11 protein-coding genes are annotated in these 16,532 nt (G+C 73.9%); 4 read left to right on the top strand and 7 right to left on the bottom strand.

The window, feature by feature from the left end; all coding sequences use genetic code 11:
• Window positions 1-29: 29 nt before the first annotated feature.
• Complete coding sequence (locus ACN27G_RS12850) at window positions 30-2,558, bottom strand: glycoside hydrolase family 3 N-terminal domain-containing protein (protein ID WP_421493028.1); 2,529 nt, start codon at window positions 2,556-2,558, stop codon at window positions 30-32.
• Window positions 2,559-3,180: 622 nt separating this feature from the next.
• On the opposite strand from ACN27G_RS12850, the gene ACN27G_RS12845 reads away from it, so the two are divergent.
• A complete protein-coding gene (locus ACN27G_RS12845; protein WP_421493027.1) occupies window positions 3,181-4,683 on the top strand; it encodes a PQQ-dependent sugar dehydrogenase in 1,503 nt (500 codons plus the stop codon).
• Window positions 4,684-4,739: 56 nt separating this feature from the next.
• Here the strand turns inward: ACN27G_RS12845 and ACN27G_RS12840 are convergent, their stop codons facing one another.
• The 3 genes from ACN27G_RS12840 to rnhA form a co-directional block, all read right to left on the bottom strand.
• The gene (locus ACN27G_RS12840) at window positions 4,740-5,981 is read right to left on the bottom strand and encodes an MFS transporter (RefSeq protein ID WP_421493026.1); all 1,242 of its coding nucleotides are present in this window, start codon (window positions 5,979-5,981) and stop codon (window positions 4,740-4,742) included.
• Entirely contained in the window at window positions 5,978-6,760 is a 783-nt protein-coding gene (locus ACN27G_RS12835; protein WP_421493025.1) for a Clp protease N-terminal domain-containing protein, read from the bottom strand. Before ACN27G_RS12835 ends, ACN27G_RS12840 begins: the two co-directional genes overlap by 4 nt.
• Window positions 6,761-6,883: 123 nt before the next feature.
• Window positions 6,884-7,357, bottom strand: a complete 474-nt coding sequence (gene rnhA, locus ACN27G_RS12830; protein WP_421493024.1) for a ribonuclease HI — start codon at window positions 7,355-7,357, stop codon at window positions 6,884-6,886.
• A 121-nt stretch (window positions 7,358-7,478) separates the two neighbouring features.
• Here rnhA and ACN27G_RS12825 point away from each other — a divergent pair, with 121 nt between their 5' ends.
• The 3 genes from ACN27G_RS12825 to ACN27G_RS12815 all read left to right on the top strand — a co-directional run bounded on the left by ACN27G_RS12825 (window position 7,479) and on the right by ACN27G_RS12815 (window position 11,980).
• Window positions 7,479-8,762, top strand: a complete 1,284-nt coding sequence (locus ACN27G_RS12825; RefSeq protein ID WP_421493023.1) for a GH1 family beta-glucosidase — start codon at window positions 7,479-7,481, stop codon at window positions 8,760-8,762.
• Window positions 8,763-8,767: 5 nt separating this feature from the next.
• Window positions 8,768-10,063: an MFS transporter gene (locus ACN27G_RS12820; RefSeq protein WP_421497317.1), complete on the top strand. Its 1,296-nt coding sequence runs from the start codon at window positions 8,768-8,770 to the stop codon at window positions 10,061-10,063.
• 216 nt (window positions 10,064-10,279) lie between these two features.
• Window positions 10,280-11,980 (top strand): cholesterol oxidase substrate-binding domain-containing protein, encoded by a 1,701-nt coding sequence (locus ACN27G_RS12815; RefSeq protein WP_421493022.1) that lies wholly within the window; start codon window positions 10,280-10,282, stop codon window positions 11,978-11,980.
• Between the two features lie 107 nt (window positions 11,981-12,087).
• On the opposite strand, the gene ACN27G_RS12810 is transcribed toward ACN27G_RS12815, so the two are convergent.
• The 3 genes from ACN27G_RS12810 to ACN27G_RS12800 all read right to left on the bottom strand — a co-directional run bounded on the left by ACN27G_RS12810 (window position 12,088) and on the right by ACN27G_RS12800 (window position 16,387).
• Window positions 12,088-12,909, bottom strand: a complete 822-nt coding sequence (locus ACN27G_RS12810; RefSeq protein WP_421493021.1) for an inositol monophosphatase family protein — start codon at window positions 12,907-12,909, stop codon at window positions 12,088-12,090.
• A 140-nt stretch (window positions 12,910-13,049) separates the two neighbouring features.
• Window positions 13,050-14,519, bottom strand: a complete 1,470-nt coding sequence (locus ACN27G_RS12805) for an NADH-ubiquinone oxidoreductase-F iron-sulfur binding region domain-containing protein (protein ID WP_421493020.1) — start codon at window positions 14,517-14,519, stop codon at window positions 13,050-13,052.
• Window positions 14,516-16,387 carry a hypothetical protein gene (locus tag ACN27G_RS12800; RefSeq protein ID WP_421493019.1) on the bottom strand — a complete coding sequence of 624 codons (1,872 nt, stop codon included), beginning with the start codon at window positions 16,385-16,387 and terminating at the stop codon, window positions 14,516-14,518. Before ACN27G_RS12800 ends, ACN27G_RS12805 begins: the two co-directional genes overlap by 4 nt.
• Window positions 16,388-16,532 lie beyond the last annotated feature (145 nt).

Below are 16,532 nucleotides of genomic sequence, written 5' to 3'. Positions count from 1 at the left end.
CCCGCCGACCGGGGCGCCGGACCGGCGACTCAGTGCAGGGTCACCTCGGCGACGAGCGTGCGGTGCCGGTCGACCCGGCGCTCCGGACCGGTCAGCCGGACCGGGACGGTGTGCCGGTGGGCCGCGCTGGAAGCGGAGATCCGCAGCTCCAGGTCGCCCGGTTCGACCACCCGGTGGCCGGGCCGGCCGGTGAACGACGAGAGGTCCGCGTGCACCCGGAAGCGCACCTGCCGGCTCTGGCCCGGCTCCAGGGGCACCCGGGCGTACCCGATCAGCCGGACCACCGGCCGGGTCACCTGGGCCACCGGGTCGTGCAGGTAGAGCTGCACGACCTCGGTGCCCGGCCGATCGCCGTCGTTGCGTACGGCGACGGAGACGGTGACCTCGCCGTCGGTCGGCACCTCCACCGGGCGCCCGCCGACATCCGCGCCGTCCACCAGCACCTCGGGCCAGCTGAACTCGGTGTACGACAGGCCGTGGCCGAACGGGAAGAGCGGGGTCGGGTCGACGCTGCTCACCTCGGTGCGGTGCCCCAGCGCCGGGGCGAGGTAGGTGCTCGGCTGGCCGCCCGGCTGGCGGGGGACGCTCACCGGCAGCCGACCGGAGGGGCAGACCGCGCCGCTGAGCACCCGGGCCACGGCGGGCCCGCCCTCCTCGCCGGGGAAGAAGCCCTGGACCACCGCCGCCAGCCGGTCGATCGACTCGCCGAGCGGGTACGGCCGGCCGGCGAGCAGCACCAGCACCACCGGTGTCCCGGTGCGCAGCACCGCCTCCAGGAGTGCGGGTTGGGCGCCGGGCAGCCGTAGCTCGGCGACGTCGCTGCCCTCGCCGGAGGTGCCCTTGCCGAAGAGTCCGGCCCGGTCGCCGAGTACCGCGACGCAGAGGTCGGCCTCGGCGGCGGCCTCGGCCGCCGCGCGGATCGTCTCGGCCTCGAGGTCGGCGGAGCCGTCGACGGTGCAGCCGGCCGCGTACTTGATCGGGGCGTCCGGCAGCTCGGCCCGGAGCGCCGCCAGCAGGGTGGGGATCTCCACCCCGTCCCGCAGCTCCGGGTGCTGGCTGCCGACGTGGCTGGGGAAGGTGTAGCAGCCGAGCATCCCGTCGACGCTGTCGGCCAGCGGCCCGACCATGGCGATCCGCGCGTTCGGGCGCAGCGGCAGCGTGCCGGTGTTCGCCAGCAGCACCACCGACTCCTCGGCGAGCTGCCGGGCGAGGGCCCGGCTGGCCGGCGGGTCGAGGTCGATGGAGCCCTCGGCGACGGCGGATCCGTCGGCGGTGCCGGCGAACGCGGGCGGCAGCGGCGACCAGTCGGGGTCGAGGAGGCCGAGCCGGCACTTCTGCCGGAGCACCCGGGTGACGGCCCGGTCGACCAGCGCCTCGGGCACGGTGCCGGCCCGGACGGCCTCGATCAGCGGGGTGCCGTAGCAGTGCGCCGCCGGAAGCTCGACGTCCACCCCGGCGGTGAGGGCCAGCACCGCCGCGTCGGTCAGGTCGGCGGCGACGCTGTGCAGCCGTTGCAGGAAGCTGATCCCGAAGTAGTCGGCGACGACGGTGCCGGTGAAGCCCCAGCGGTCCCGGAGCAGGTGGGTGAGGAGGTCCGGGTCGGCGGCCGGCGGCACTCCGTCGATCTCGGTGTAGGCGTGCATCAGCGAGCCGGCGCCACCGTCGCGCAGCGCCATCTCGAACGGCGGAAGCAGCACGTCGGCGAGTTCCCGCGCGCCGACCGCGACCGGGCCGAAGTTGCGGCCGGCCCGGGAGGCGGAGTATCCGACGAAGTGCTTGAGGGTGGCGACGATCCCGGCGGACTCCAGGCCCCGGACGTACGCGGTGCCGATGGTGGCGACGAGGTAGGGGTCCTCGGCGATCGACTCCTCGGTACGTCCCCAGCGCGCGTCCCGGATCACGTCGAGCACCGGAGCCAACCCCTGGTGTACGCCGACCATCCGCAACGACGAGCCGATCTGCGCGGCCATCCGCTCGACGAGCCCGGGATCGAAGGTCGCGCCCCAGGCCAGCGGCGTGGGATAGACGGTCGCCTGCCAGGTCATGAATCCGGTCAGGCACTCCTCGTGGGCGACGGCCGGGATGCCGAACCGGTTGGCGGCGACGATCTCCTCCTGCATCCGGGCCAGTGCCCGTGCGCCGAGGGCGGGGTCGATCGGTGCGGTGCCGAACGGCCGGGTGAGCTGGCCGAGCCCGGCGCTGATCATGCCCCGCCACTCGGGCGCCTCGCTGGTCATCTCGTGCTGGTGCGGGGCCAGGTCGTCACCGGTCGAGTCGCCACCGACCCAGACGCCGTACAGCTGCGCGGCCTTCTCCTCCAGGGAGAGCCGGCCGAGCAGGTCGTCGACCCGCTGCTCGACCGGGAGCGTCGGGTCCTGCCAGCGGGGTGGGTCGCCGGGAGCGGGATCATGCCGGGCGCTGTCGCCGGGCGCCGCACCGTCGGCCGGCCCGCCGGTGGGCTCGCCATCGTACGGATGCCCGTCGCGCACCCCGGTGACCTCGAGCCGCTCGGTCGTCGTTGTCCGACGACCGTCGGCGGCGTTGCGGTTGCTGCTCACGAGCAGCCTCCTGTCGCTTGTTACTGGCCTCTTCGCACGCCCGCCGCGCGTCTGTGCGGCGGGGTTGGGACGCGGGCGTACGTACTTCCGACATGTTTCCGGAAAGTCCGGCCCGCGTCGAGAGGGTACCCGGCCCGAAGTAGCTCGTAGGTTTCCGGACGGCGTCGGCCTTGACCGCCGGTTCATCGAGTCGTAGCGTGCGCCACATCAGGGCGAATTATCGGACCGGCTCCGAAATTTTTGCGGGCCGTCCGATTCCGTCCGGTGCCGGGATCCCGCTCGCCGACGGGCGCGCGGGTACCCGGCGGAGGGTGGTGCGGAGGGGACAGACCGATACGGCGACCGGCAACAACGGGCACCGTATCCCACCTCGGCGGCCCCGGCGACGTGATGATCATCTCCCCTTCGGGCGGGTGGGGATGAACTGCCGGGGGGCGTCGGGGACGCGGGCGAGCCGGCCGGGCGGGGACCGGCTCGCCCGTCCCGCTCGCCGGTCCGCCGCACCGACCGGGCGAGGGGAGCCGATCCCGGCTCGTGGACCTCCGTCGATACCGGTGATATATTGATGCCGATCTCTGCCTTGGCGGGCGACGGTGCCCGCCTGTCCTGCTGGAGGTGTGGCATGAGGAGTCGGCTTCTCGTTCCGGGCGCGGCCCTGGCGGTCGTGTTGAGCGGAGCGGGGTTCGCCGCGGCCGGCACGGCATCGGCCCCGGACGACGGGGTCGGGGTCTTCGCCGCCGGTGAATTCGACTTCAGTCGCCCGCAGACCGTGGCCAGCAACCTCCAGACACCCTGGGGGCTGGCCTTCCTGCCCGACGGCAGCGCACTGGTGGCCGAGCGGGACAGCGCCCGGGTCCTGCAGGTGCGCCCGGGGCAGAGCCCGCAACAGGTCGCCACCATCTCCGGCGTCTCGCCCGGCGGCGAGGCCGGGCTGCTCGGGCTGGCGGTCTCGCCGACCTACGCCACCGACCGCTACGTGTACGCGTACTTCACCTCGTCGAGCGACAACCGGATCGTCCGGTTCCGGCTCGACGCGGCACAGACCCAGACGCCGATCCTCACGGGTCTGGCCCGGGCGAACTTCCACGACGGCGGCCGGATCGCCTTCGGCCCCGACGGCATGCTCTACGCGGGTGTCGGAGACGCCGGCCAGACCGCCAACTCGCAGAACCCGTCCAGCCGCAACGGCAAGATCCTCCGGATGCGACCGGACGGCAGCGCCCCGCCGGACAACCCGACCGCCGGCTCGCTGGTCTACAGCCTCGGCCACCGCAACGTGCAGGGGCTCGCCTGGGACGCCCAGGGGCGCCTCTACGCCAGCGAGTTCGGCCAGAACAGCTGGGACGAGGTCAACTACATCGTGCCCGGCGGCAACTACGGGTGGCCGACCGTGGAGGGCCGGGGCAACGACCCCCGGTTCCGGGACCCGATCGTGACCTGGACGACCGCCGAGGCGTCGCCGAGCGGCGCCGCGATCGACGGCAACATGCTCTTCGTCGCCGCCCTGCGCGGCACCCGGCTCTGGCAGGTCCCGTTGAACGGCAGCGGCGGGGTGGCCGGCAACCCGGTCGCGCAGCTCACCGGCCAGTACGGCCGGCTGCGTACCGTCGAACGTGCCCCCGACGGCTCGCTCTGGGTCACCACGAGCAACCGGGACGGGCGGGGCTCACCGGCCGCCAGCGACGACCGGATCCTCCGGTTCCCGCCGACCGGGTCGACCCCGCCCCCCACCGCGACCACCGGGCCGCCGACCACACCGCCCAGCACGCCACCAGGCACGCCGACGGTCCCGCCGACCACCACCCCGCCGCCGGGCACCGGCGCCTGCACGGCGACCTACCGCCTGGTCAACCAGTGGCAGGGCGGCTTCCAGGCCGAGGTCACGGTGCGCAACAACGGCACCGCCACGCTGAACGGCTGGACCGTGCGCTGGACCTTCGCCAACGGGCAGACGATCAGCCAGCTCTGGAGCGGCACGCTGACCACCAGCGGGTCGTCGGTAACGGTCCGGAACGTGAGCTGGAACGGGTCGATCGGCGCCAACGGCTCCACCACCTTCGGCTTCAACGGCTCCTGGAACGGCACGAACACCGCACCCACCGACCTCACCTGCACCAGCCCCTGAGCGCCGCCCGTCAGGAAGGGCCCCCGCGACAGGAAGGTCATGCGGGGGTCCTTCTCTCACCCGGGTTCGGGCTGCGGTGAGCGGACCGGGGTGGCGGTCGCCCGTGCGGCGACGGCGACGCAGCCGAGGCCGGCGGCGAGGCAGACCGGTGCGGTGCCGTACCGGGCCACCGCGCCGGTGAGCACGGCGGCACCGAGCGGCCCGAGCGCGGAGTGCAGCGTCCAGAATGCCGAGGTCACCCGGCCGAGCAACGGCGCCGGGGTGACCTGCTGGCGCAGCGACAACGAGCAGATCCCCGCCATGCCGGCGCCGAACGCGTAGCCGGCCACCAGGAGGGCGAGCGCCGGTACGTCCCGGGTCAGTCCCGCGCCGGCGACGGCCAGCCCGCCGAGTGCGTACGCCCCGATCCAGCACGGGCCGAAACCCAGCCGGCGGCGGGCCGGCGCGACCAGCAGGGCCGCCGCGACGGTGCCGCCGGCCGCGGCGGCGAGGACGTGCCCGACAGCGCTGTCGGAACGGCCCAGCTCGTGCTTGACGTGATAGATGAAGACGTCGGTCAGCCCGATGGTGAGGAAGGTTAGGAACGACAGCAGGATCGTCAGCGTCCGCAGCACCGGGTGCCGCCAGAGGAACCGCACCCCGACCAGCAGGTCGGACCGGGGAGCGGGTCCCGCCCGGGTTACCGGAGCCGGCGAGGAGCCCGCCGGGGCACGGAGCCGGACGAAGGAGAGGCCGAGCGCGGAGAGGGCGAAGGTGCCGGCGTCGACCGCCAGCGCGGCGGCCGGCCCGACCGCGCCGGAGAGCAGCCCGGCGAGCACCGGGCCGACGACCCCGGCCGCCGCGTACGTCGCGTAGAGCTGGCCGTTCGCCCGGGTGATCCGGGCCGGCTCGACCAGCGCCGGCATGGCTGCCACGTAGCCGACCTGGAAGACCATTCCGGCGGCGGCGCAGGCCGGTGCGACCAGGTAGAGCAGCCAGAGGTGCGGCGTGCCGAGCCAGACGAGCGGGACGGTGGCGTAGCCCGCCGCCCGGAACAGGTCGCAGCCGATCAACAGGAGTCGCCGGTCGACCCGGTCGACGAGGAAGCCGGCGACGATGCCGGCACCGACCGAGGCCGCGCCCACCAGCGCGGTCAGCAGCCCCATCCGGGCCACCGAACCCGTGGCCTCCAGCACCAGCAGCGGCATGGCGAGGAGCGAGAACGAGTCGCCCAGCGCGGAGAGCGCCTGCCCGGACCAGAAGAGCGGGAAGTCGCGGTCGCGCCAGAGTGCCTTCGGGGTCGCCCGGAGGCCGGTCACCGTCCGGAACTGGCCGAGCGGGGCAGGCCCCGCAGCGTGTCGACGATCCACTCCTCGGCCCGGTCCCGGGTCACGCCGAGCCCCACCAGGATCCGGGCACCCGGCTCGTCCTCGGCGGCCAGCAGACCGAGCAGGATGTGCTCGGTGCCGACGTAGTTGTGGCCGAGCCGCAGCGCTTCCTGGAAGGTGCGGTCCCGGACCCGTTTGGCGCCGGGGGAGAACGGCAGGTGCTCCGGCACCGCACCCGGCTGCGGGTCGGGGGGTGCCGTGCTCGGGCGGTCCTCGGTGGCGCTCGGGCGGTCCTCGGTGGCGCCGGCCCCGGCCCGGATCGCCGCGGCGGAGACTCCCAGCGCCGTGATCGCCCGACCGGCCAGACCCTCGGGTTCGTGCAGGATGCCGAGGAGCAGGTGTGCGGTGCCCACCTCGGCGCTGCCGGCCTCCCGGGCCTCCGCCTGGGCCTGCCGCACCACGTGCCGGGCCCGGTCGGTGAACCGGGCGAAGGCGCTGGCCGGAACCGGCTCGTCCTGCTCGGACCTCCGGGTGACGAAGCGTTTCTGCACGGCCTGCTTGGTGACGCCCATGCTCTGGCCGATCTCCGTCCAGGAGGCGCCGGAGCGGCGGGCCTGGTCGACGAAGTGCCCGATCAGGTGGTCGGCGAGGTCGCCGAGGTACTCGCCGACCAGCACCGCGTCCGAGAGCCGCTCCAGGGCGTCACTGTCCGGGTGCTGACGGTGGACGTACTGGATGAGGTCGTCGAGGCGTACCGGAAGTCGCTCCATGCGTCAACCGTAGGTTGACGAGCGGGTTCGCGTCAACCGTTGGTTGACCCCGACGGGCGTCGCTGCGAAGTGGGGCGGGTCGGCCGGTGTGCGGGGATCGGTGCGCGGGATCGGTGCGCGGCGTCAGGCCGGTACGGCGCCGGAGGACGCCTCCCGCATCCCCCGGACCGCGAGCTGGTCCGCCCGCTCGTTCTCGGGATGCCCGGCGTGCCCCTTCACCCAGTGCCACCGCACCTGGTGACCGGTGGCGGCCGCCTCCAGCCGCCGCCACAGGTCGGCGTTCTTGACCGGCTGCTTGCCGGCGGTCTGCCAGCCGTTACGCTTCCAGTTCGGCAGCCACCTGGTGATGCCGTCGCGGACGTAGGTGCTGTCGACGTAGATCTCCACCGTCACCGGCCGGGTCAGGCTCTCCAGCGCGCGGATCGCCGCCATCAGTTCCATCCGGTTGTTGGTGGTCGCGGTCGCCTCGCCGCCGTAGAGCTCCCTCTCCCGGGCGCCGTACCGCAGCACCGCGCCCCAGCCACCCGGGCCGGGGTTTCCGCTGCACGCGCCGTCGGTGTAGATGTTCACGACCTGCTCGGCTCCCTGGTCTGTCACCCCGGCACGATATCGGGCCGGTTCCGGGCGCGGCCACACGCCCGGCACCCGTCCGGGGCTTCCCGGCGGAAGCGCGGCGGTCTACAGTGCGAGGAACTTTCATGTCCTAGGGGTGTGGGATATGGCGTTCGCCTGGGGCGTCTCCACGTCGGCGTACCAGATCGAGGGCGGGGTGACCGCCGACGGTCGCGGGGCGTCGATCTGGGACACGTTCAGCCACGAGCCCGGCCGGATCCGCGACGGCAGCACCGGCGACGTGGCCTGTGACCACCTGCACCGGTACGGCGACGACGTCGCGCTGATGGCCGGACTGGGCGTGTCGGCGTACCGCTTCTCGGTGGGCTGGCCCCGCGTCCAGCCGGACGGGACCGGCCCGGCCAACCCGGCGGGCCTGGCCTTCTACGACCGGCTGGTGGACGCGCTGCTGGCAGAGGGCATCGATCCGGTCCTGACGCTCTTCCACTGGGACCTGCCGCAGGCCCTGCAGGCCGGCGGCGGGTGGCTGGTCCGGGACACCGCGTACCGCTTCGCCGACTATGCCGGGCTCGTGGCGGATGCGCTGGGCGACCGGATCCGGCTCTGGATCACGCTCAACGAGCCGTTCATCCACACGACCCTCGGGCACGCCACCGGTGAACACGCGCCCGGTCACGCGCACCTCTTCGACGCGCTGCCGGCCGCCCACCACCAACTGCTGGGCCATGGCCTCGCCGTGGCCGCACTCCGGGACCGGGGCGTGGCGGCGGTGGGCATCGCCAACAACTACACGCCGGTCTGGCCGCAGGGGGAGACCGAGGCGGACCTGGCCGCCGCGGCGGCGTACGACGCCCTGCACAACCGCTTCTGCACCGACCCGCTGTTCGGGCGCGGCTACCCCGACGTCGGGCTCGACCCGCGCGTCGTCCGGGACGGCGACCTCGACCTCGTCGCCGCGCCGCTGGACGCGTGGGGCGTCAACTACTACAACCCCACCGGGGTACGCGCGCCGGCGTCTCCGGAGAGCCCGCTGCCGTTCGAGATCGTGCCGCTGACCGGCTACCCGACCACCGACTTCGGCTGGCCGGTCGTCCCGGACGGGCTCCGGGAGCTGCTCGTCGGGCTTGCCGGGGAGTACGGCGACGCCCTCCCGCCGATCTACGTCACGGAGAGCGGCTGCGCGTACGACGGCATCGACGACCCGCAGCGGGTGGCCTATCTGGACGGTCACATCCGGGCGGTACGCGCCGCGATGGCGGCGGGCGTCGACGTGCGCGGCTACTTCGTCTGGTCCCTGCTCGACAACTTCGAGTGGGCGGAGGGCTTCACCAAGCGGTTCGGCCTGGTGCACGTCGACTTCGAGACGCAGCTGCGCACCCCGAAGACCTCGTACGCCTGGTATCGGGACCTCATCAGAGCCTCCCGGTGACGGTCGTGCCTCCCGACGACGGCCCGAGCCTGACGACGAGGGTCGGCCCTGCGCTGCCGGCGGCGCTCGCCGAGCCCACCGTACCCGTCCGGCGCGGCTGGATCGTCCTCTTCTTCAGCGCGAACCTCGGAGTCTGGATGGCGTTCTTCACGCCCATCCAGATCCTCCTGCCGACCCAGGTCGAGCTGATCGACCCGGCCCGCAAGGAGACGATGTTCGGCCTCGTGACCGGCCTCGGCGCGCTCGCCGCGGTGGTGGCGAACCCGCTGGTCGGCGCCCTCTCCGACCGTACCTGCCTGCGGGTCGGCGACCGGGAGTACGGCCGGCGGCACGCCTGGACCCTGCTCAGCGCGATCCTCGGCGCGGCGTCGCTGGCGATCCTCGGCCAGCAGCGCACGATCGCCGGCGTCGCGGTGTGCTGGGTGGTCGCGCAGACCTGCCTCAACGCCGCGCTCGCCACCCTGACCGCGGCCGTCCCCGACCGGGTGCCGGTCGGGCAGCGCGGACGGGTTTCCGGATGGATCGGCATCCCGCAGTCGCTCGGCCTCGTCGTCGGGGCGGTCCTGGTCACCGCCGTGGTCACCGGCAACGCGGCCGGCTACCTGGCGCTGGCGGCGGTCGTCCTGGTGCTGGCGCTCCCGTTCGCGCTGCTCACCCCGGACGACGTCCTTCCGCGTACGCACCGGCCGCCGCTCCGGCCCGTCGCCCTGCTCCGGAGCATGTGGATCAGCCCTCGCGCGCATCCCGACTTCGCCTGGGCCTGGGGCACCCGCTTCCTCGTCCAGGTGGGCAACGCGCTCGGCACGCTCTACCTGCTCTACTTCCTCGCCGACGGGGTGCGGTACGCCGACCCCGAGGGCGGCCTGCTCGTGCTCATCCTGATCTACACGGCCGGCATGATGGCCACGGCGGTCACCGCCGGCCGGCTCTCCGACCGGTCCGGCCGCCGTAAGATCTTCGTCATCTGGTCCGGCGTGATCATGGCCGTGGCGGCGCTGCTGCTCGCGATCTGGCCGCTCTGGCCCATGGCCATGCTCGCCGCGGTGCTGCTCGGCGCCGGGTACGGCGCCTACCTCTCCGTCGATGCCGCGCTGATCACGCAGGTGCTGCCCCGGGCCACCGACCGGGCGAAGGACCTCGGCGTCATCAACATCGCGAACTCGGCACCCCAGGTGCTCGGGCCGGCGATCTCCGCCCCGACCGTCGTCCACCTCGGCGGCTACCCGACCCTGTACGCCCTCACCGCCGTGGTCACCCTGCTCGGCAGCGTCTTCGTGGTGCGGATCCGCTCGGTCCGCTGACCGTACGCGGCGGCGCCCGCCCGCCGGGTTGGCGGCGGTCTGCCGGTGATGTCGGTTTGATCAGTGACCCCGATCGGGTACGGGATCGCGTTCCGTCGCACGACTCCGGGGTAAGGCGCGGTCACTCCGCGCAGAGGTCTGCGGCTGTTCCGCGCAGAGGTCTCTTGCCGAGCAGGTTCTTCCCGAGCAGGTTCTTCCCGAGCAGAGGGGATCGAGATGGCTCTCACCCGACGCGGCTTCCTGGAAGCGTCCGCCGTGACGGCAGCCGGCACACTCTGGACGCCGGGTGGCCGGCAGGCGCCGCCGGACTTCCCGGCAGGCGTACCGGTCGCGCGCGAGGCGTACCGCAACTGGGCCGGCGAGATCCAGGCCGACGGAATCTGGACCTGCACGCCCCGGACCCCGGAGGACGTGGTGACCGTGGTCAACTGGGCGTACCGACACGGCTACTCGGTCCGGGCCCGGGGCTACCGGCACACCTGGGCACCGCTGACCGTCCCGGCCGACGGCACCGCCGGGCGGACCATCCTGGTGGACACCACCCGGCACCTGACCGCGATGTCGGTGCTCTCCACCGCACCGGGCGCGGCGGCGGTACGCGTGCAGACCGGTGCCGCCATGGAGGACCTCCTCGCCCTCCTGGAGCAGCACGGGCTCGGCGTGACAAACACGCCCGCCCCGGGGGACCTGAGCGTCGGCGGGGTGCTGGCGATCAACGGACACGGCACCTCCGTGCCGGCCGACGGCGAGACCCGGGAGCCCGGGCACACCTACGGCTCGCTGAGCAACCTCATCCTCTCCGTCACCGCCGTCGTCTGGGACCCGGCGGCCGGCGGCTACCTGCTGCGTACCGTCGAGCGGGCCGACCCGGAGTGCGCGGCGCTGCTCACGCACGTCGGCCGGGCCTTCGTCACCGAGGTGACGCTGCGGGTCGGCGCCAACCAGCACCTCCGTTGCGTCAGCCGGGTCGACATCCCGGCCGCGGAGCTCTTCGCCCCGCCGGGCGGCACCGGCCGCACCCTGGCCAGCTACGTGGCGGCGGCGGGTCGGGTGGAGGCGATCTGGTTCGCCTTCACCGACCGGCCCTGGCTGAAGGTCTGGAGCGTCGCCCCCGACCGGCCGCTGACCTCCCGACCGGTGACGACCCCCTACAACTACCCGTTCTCCGACAACGTCCCGGAGCCGGTCTCCGAGCTGGCCGAGCGGCTGCTCGGCGGCGCCTGGGAGCTGGCGCCGACGTTCGGGCGGGTGCAGTACACCACCGCCGCGGCCGGGCTGACCGGCACGCTCGCCACCGACCTGTGGGGGCCGTCGAAGAACCTGCTGCTCTACGTCAAGCCGACGACGCTGCGGGAGACCGCCAACGGGTACGCGGTGCACACCGCCCGTTCCTCGCTGCAACGGGTGGTGCACGAGTTCTCCCGGTTCTACCAGCGGCAGCTCGCCGCGTACCAGGCCCGGGGCGAGTTCCCGGTCACCGGCCAGGTGGAGATCCGGGTCGCCGGACTGGACCGGGCCGGCGACGTCGGCGTACCCGGGGCGGAGCCGCCGGCGCTCTCCGCCGCGCGGCCCCGGGCCGACCGTCCGGAGTGGGACACGGTGGTCTGGTTCGACGTGCTGACCTTCCCCACCGCACCCCGGGCGCACGCGTTCTACCGCGAGATGGAAACCTTTTTCTTCACCAACTACACCGGCTCGTACGCGGGCACCCGGGTCGAGTGGTCGAAGGGCTGGGGCTACACCGACTCGGCGGCCTGGGCCGACCCGACCATGCTGACCCGGACCGTCCCGGACTCCTACCGGCACGCGCCCGACCCGACCTGGGACCGGGCCGTCGGCACGCTCGACGACCACGACCCGCACCGGGTGTTCAGCAACGCCTTCCTCGACGTGCTGCTGGTCGCCGCCGGGCGGTGACCAGCCGGCGGGCGCAGGGTCGGATGGGTCGCGGCGACGGTTCACCGTGCCCGGCCATCGGCCGATCGCTGCGCCCTGCGCGAACACGGCTGGCCGGTGCCGGGCCGTCAGTCCGGTGCCGGGTTCCCGCCGGCGGTGAGCACCCGCAGTGCGGCGTCGTGCAGGGCGGGGGTCCGGGCGAAGAGCGCCGGTCCGGGCCCCGGCCGGGTCCGGCCGTCGAGGCCGGTGTACCGACCGCCGGCCTCGGTCACGATCAGCGAGGTGGCGGCGAAGTCCCACACCTGCCCCCGGGTCTGCACGGCGATGTCCAGCTCGCCCCGGGCCACCAGCAGCGCGGCGTGGGTGCGCCACGGGAGCGAGGTGGTGACCGCCCGCAGCGGGGCGATCATCTCCTCTTCGACCGGGTAGACGTGCTCGTCCGGCGGCACCACGCCGAGCCGGCCACCGGAGAGCGGCGGCACCGGTCCGAGGGTGCAGTGGAGGCGCCGGGCCCCGTCGTCGGAGAACTCCGGGCCGGCGGGAAGCTCCGCCTCGTAGGCTCCGCCGCCCCGCCGGGCCCACCAGATCCGGCGCTGCGCCGGCACCGCCGCGACCCCGACGACGATCTCGCCGGCCTGCTCCAGCGCCACCAGCACCAGCCACCGGTCGTCTCCGGCGACGAACTGCGCCGTCCCGTCGATCGGGTCGACGATCCAGCGCCGGTCGCCGCCGCCGGTCTGCCCCACCTCCTCGCCGAGAATCGCGTCGTCGGGGCGCGCCCCGGCCAGGACCTCGCGGATCGCGGCCTCGACGGCCCGGTCCGCCTCGGTCACCAGGCTGCCGTCCGACTTCTGCTCCCGGGCGAGCCGGTCGAGGTCCGCCGCGTACCGCAGCCCGACGGCGGCGCCGGCCAGCGTGGCGCGGCGGGCAAGATGAAGATCGTCTTCCACGGCTCCATCCTCACCCGCGCCGCCGTCCGGAAAGCCGCCGGGGGGCGAGAACGACCGGAAGGACCGCTTGCCGTCCGGCAAACGCCGGAGGCGTCGCCGTACCGTCCGGCGACGCCGAACGGTCGGGGGTACCGTCCGGCTCAGCCGTTGACCGGTGTCATCCGCAGCGCCAGGTTCGGGCACATGCGCACCGCCTTGCCCGCACTCGCCTCCAGCCAGGTCGGCACCGGCGTCGAGGGGAACGACGGGAAGCCGTTGGAATCGAGCCGGATGAACTCCGGCGCCACGTGGGCGCAGAGGCCGTGCGCGTCGCACCGGGACCAGTCGACGAGCAGCTTCGAGGTGGGGGCGTCGGCGTCGCTGGGCAGGCCGAGGACGCCCTTCACCTTCCTGCCGCAGGTGCCCTTGGTGGCGTGCACCTCCAGGTCGGCGGTGAAGATCTCCAGGGCGGAGACGGCGAACCGGGCGGTGCCGTCGGGGTGGCTGCACGCGCCGCGTCCCTTCACCGCGCCGGCCGCCGCCCGGACCACCTCGGCGGTGGCGCTGCCGCCGACGATCAGATCCAGCGACCGGGCCAGGTCCGGCAGGCCGAGCCGGCACGGCCCGCACTGCCCGGCCGACTCACCCGCGAGGTACGTCACCACCTGGGCGGCCTCGCCGAGCGGGCAGACCTCGGCGCTGAGCGGCATGATGATGCCGGCACCGAGCGAACCGCCGACCTTGGCGAACCCGGCCCGGGACACCTCGGCGGTGGCGGCGCTCTCCGCGCTGATCCACTGACCGTGGTAGCCGCCGGTGAGCACGCCCGGCCCCTCCGGTGTCTCGCAGAGTTCGAGCACGTCCCGCAGCGGGATGCCGGTCGGGCACTCCACCACGGCGGGCCGGCCGGCGGCACCGGTCACGGTGAGCAGCACCGTCCCGGGTTCGTCGGGGCTGCCGACGGTGCCGTACTCGTACGGGCCGAGCCGGGCCGCCAGCGCGAGTTGGGCGTACGTCTCGGCGTTGGAGAGCAGCGTCGGCAGGCCGCCCACCCCGGTGTCGCTGGCCCGGACCTTGCGCCCCGGCGGGATGTGCGCCTCGCCGTTGATCCCGCGCACCAGCGCACCGCCCTCACCGGAGATGAACCGGTGCGGGACGGTGACGATGCCGGTGCGTACCGGCATCCGGCGCTCGGCGAGTGCGGCGGTCAGCGACGCCTCGCCGATGCCGTCGTCGGCGACGCCGATGACGATCTCGTCGGCGTCCAGCGCGTAGGCGGCGATCGCGGCCCCGTCGAGGATCAGGTGCGGCGCGCGGGTGAGCAGCGCCTTGTCCTTCCACGCGCCGGGCTCGCCCTCGGTGGCGTTCACCACCACCACCGTCGGCAGGTCCTGGCGGTCGGCCGACTCGAGCACGGCCCGGAACTTCCGCGCGAACGGGAAGCCCGCGCCGCCCTTGCCCTTGAGCTCGATCCCCTCCACCAGCCGGAGCAGACCCTTGGGGGAGAGCGGGTTGACGGCACCGTGCACCATCTCGTGCGCGGTCAGGTCGAGCCGGCCGAACTCGTCGAACCCGGCCGTGAGTCGGGGCTCGCCGAAGCAGGCCACCGGGGGTACGGCGGTCAGACTCACCGCACTTCACCTTTCAGACTGGTCCAGTACGCGCCCTCCTCGGCCGACTCGTCCGCGTCCTTGCGCCGGGAGGACCGGCTGGACGACTCGTCGGACCGGCGGGACCGGCGGGCGGAGAGGTCGATCAGGGCAGGTTTCTCGTCGTCGTCATCGTCGTCGTCGGCCCGGGAGACGAGCCCGGGTTCGTAGCGGGCGGCCCGGCCCCACTCGCCGGTGCTCTCCTCGGCGTCGTCGCGGCCACGGCCGTGCCGTCCGGAGCGTTCGGTGGACCGCTCCGTCGACGGCTCCTCGTCGTCGGCCCGCCGTCGCCGGCCAACCCGGGTCGCGCCGGTCGTCGGCTCGTCGTCGGGCTCCCGCCACGACCGCCGCCCCGCTCCGTCGGTCTCCCGGCGGGAACGCCGGCCCTCGCCGGTCTCCGTATCCCCGCGGTCGTCCGACGCGTCGTCCCAGGCCCGCGGCCTGCGGTACATCGCGTCGTCCGAGGCGTGCCGGGCACGCTCCCGCGGCTCCTCCGACGTCTCGGCCGCCCAGCGTCGTGGGCTGTCCCACGGCAGCTCGGCATCGTCGCCGTCACGGTCCGCGCTCGCCGACATGCTGCCGGGTGGCGGCACCTCGGGCACGGCGAACCGGTCGGACCGGCTCCGGGGCGCGTACGTGCTGTCCAGCTCCCCGGCCCGCGCCCAGGCGTCGATGGCCGCCTCGGAACCGCCGCGCAGGTCGCTGAGGTTCTCCCGGCGGCGCCTTCCACCGCCCTGGGTGTCGTCGGCGCGGCCGCCGAAGGTGTCACGGTCGTCGCGGCCCGCCCGGGTCTCCGACTCGCCGCGCCGGCCGCCCAGGGTTTCCCGGTCCTCCCAACGGCTGTCCCGGCGGCTGCCGCGCCGCCCGGCGAAGGTGTCCTCCTCCCACCGGCTGCGCCGGCTGCTCCGCCCGCCCTCCCGGCCGGGGGAGTTCGCCCGGCTGGCCCGGATCTCGTCGGCGGTCCGGCGCTTGGCCGGGGCGGTGGAGGAGGTCCGGCCCGGGGCGCCCGGCCGACCTGGCTTGCCCACCCTGCCCGGTTTGGTCGACCGGCCGGACGGGGCGAGCGAGGGGATGCTCGGGCCCTGCTCGTCGCGCTTGCGGCCGAGCGTGACCGACAGCCGGACACCCAGCAACGCCACCACGATGGCGACGCAGCCGAGATAACTGAGAGTGACCCAGGTGGCCGCGGGTCGACCGGCCTGGAGGCCGTGCACGATCGCGATCGGCCAGGCGGCGTACGAGAGGCTGTGCAGCGTCCGCCACAGCCACGGCTTGCCGACCCCGGCGAAGCGGGCCCGGACCAGGCCGGTCCAGAGCACGCCCACCATCATCGCCCCGGCGACGGTGCCGAGCCCGACGTAGACGTTGGCGCCGTTGACGAACGGAAGGAATGCCTTGTCGGGGCTGACGTGCCCGGCGGAAATCTTGGTCAGCACGTGCAGGACCAGGCAGAAGACCGCGATGATGCCGAGTGACCGGTGTGCCGACTGGAGCAGCACCCGGTGCCGGATCAGCAGGACGATCCGGTCGGTCGCCACCAGGCCGACCATCACGGTGATGCTCAGCGCGACCAGGGTGGCCGGCCCGGCGAAGAACGTCGTGAACACGAACATGTAGGAGTTGAGCAGGCCGCCGATCGGGCTCAACATCGTCGCGGCCCAGACCACGGCCACCGCCGAGATGACGAGCAGGGCGACCGCACCCCTCGGCCTGGGTGTGCTTCCCCGGCTGGTGAAGCTCTTGGGGATGCTGGCACGCTGAATCTGTCTCGTCCGGGCCATCTGCTCCTCGATCTTCCGCCTCGGCGCCCACCACCACACCCCGCTGCGTGCTCGTCGCGCGACGAGCACGGCCGCCTATTGTGCCCCGTCCTGATCGTGCCACTCGGGCGGAGTCATACCGCCGCCCGTCGATCGACGGCGGTCCGACCCCCATCAGGTACGGGAAAACAGGCCGGGGGGATGAGTCCCGTGCCGATTATGTTTCACGATCGGT

The organism is Plantactinospora sp. WMMB334, assembly GCF_049179095.1.
Taxonomy (GTDB): domain Bacteria; phylum Actinomycetota; class Actinomycetes; order Mycobacteriales; family Micromonosporaceae; genus Plantactinospora.
Note: the sequence above shows the minus strand (reverse complement) of the source record. Positions and strands in the feature narration are given on the sequence as shown.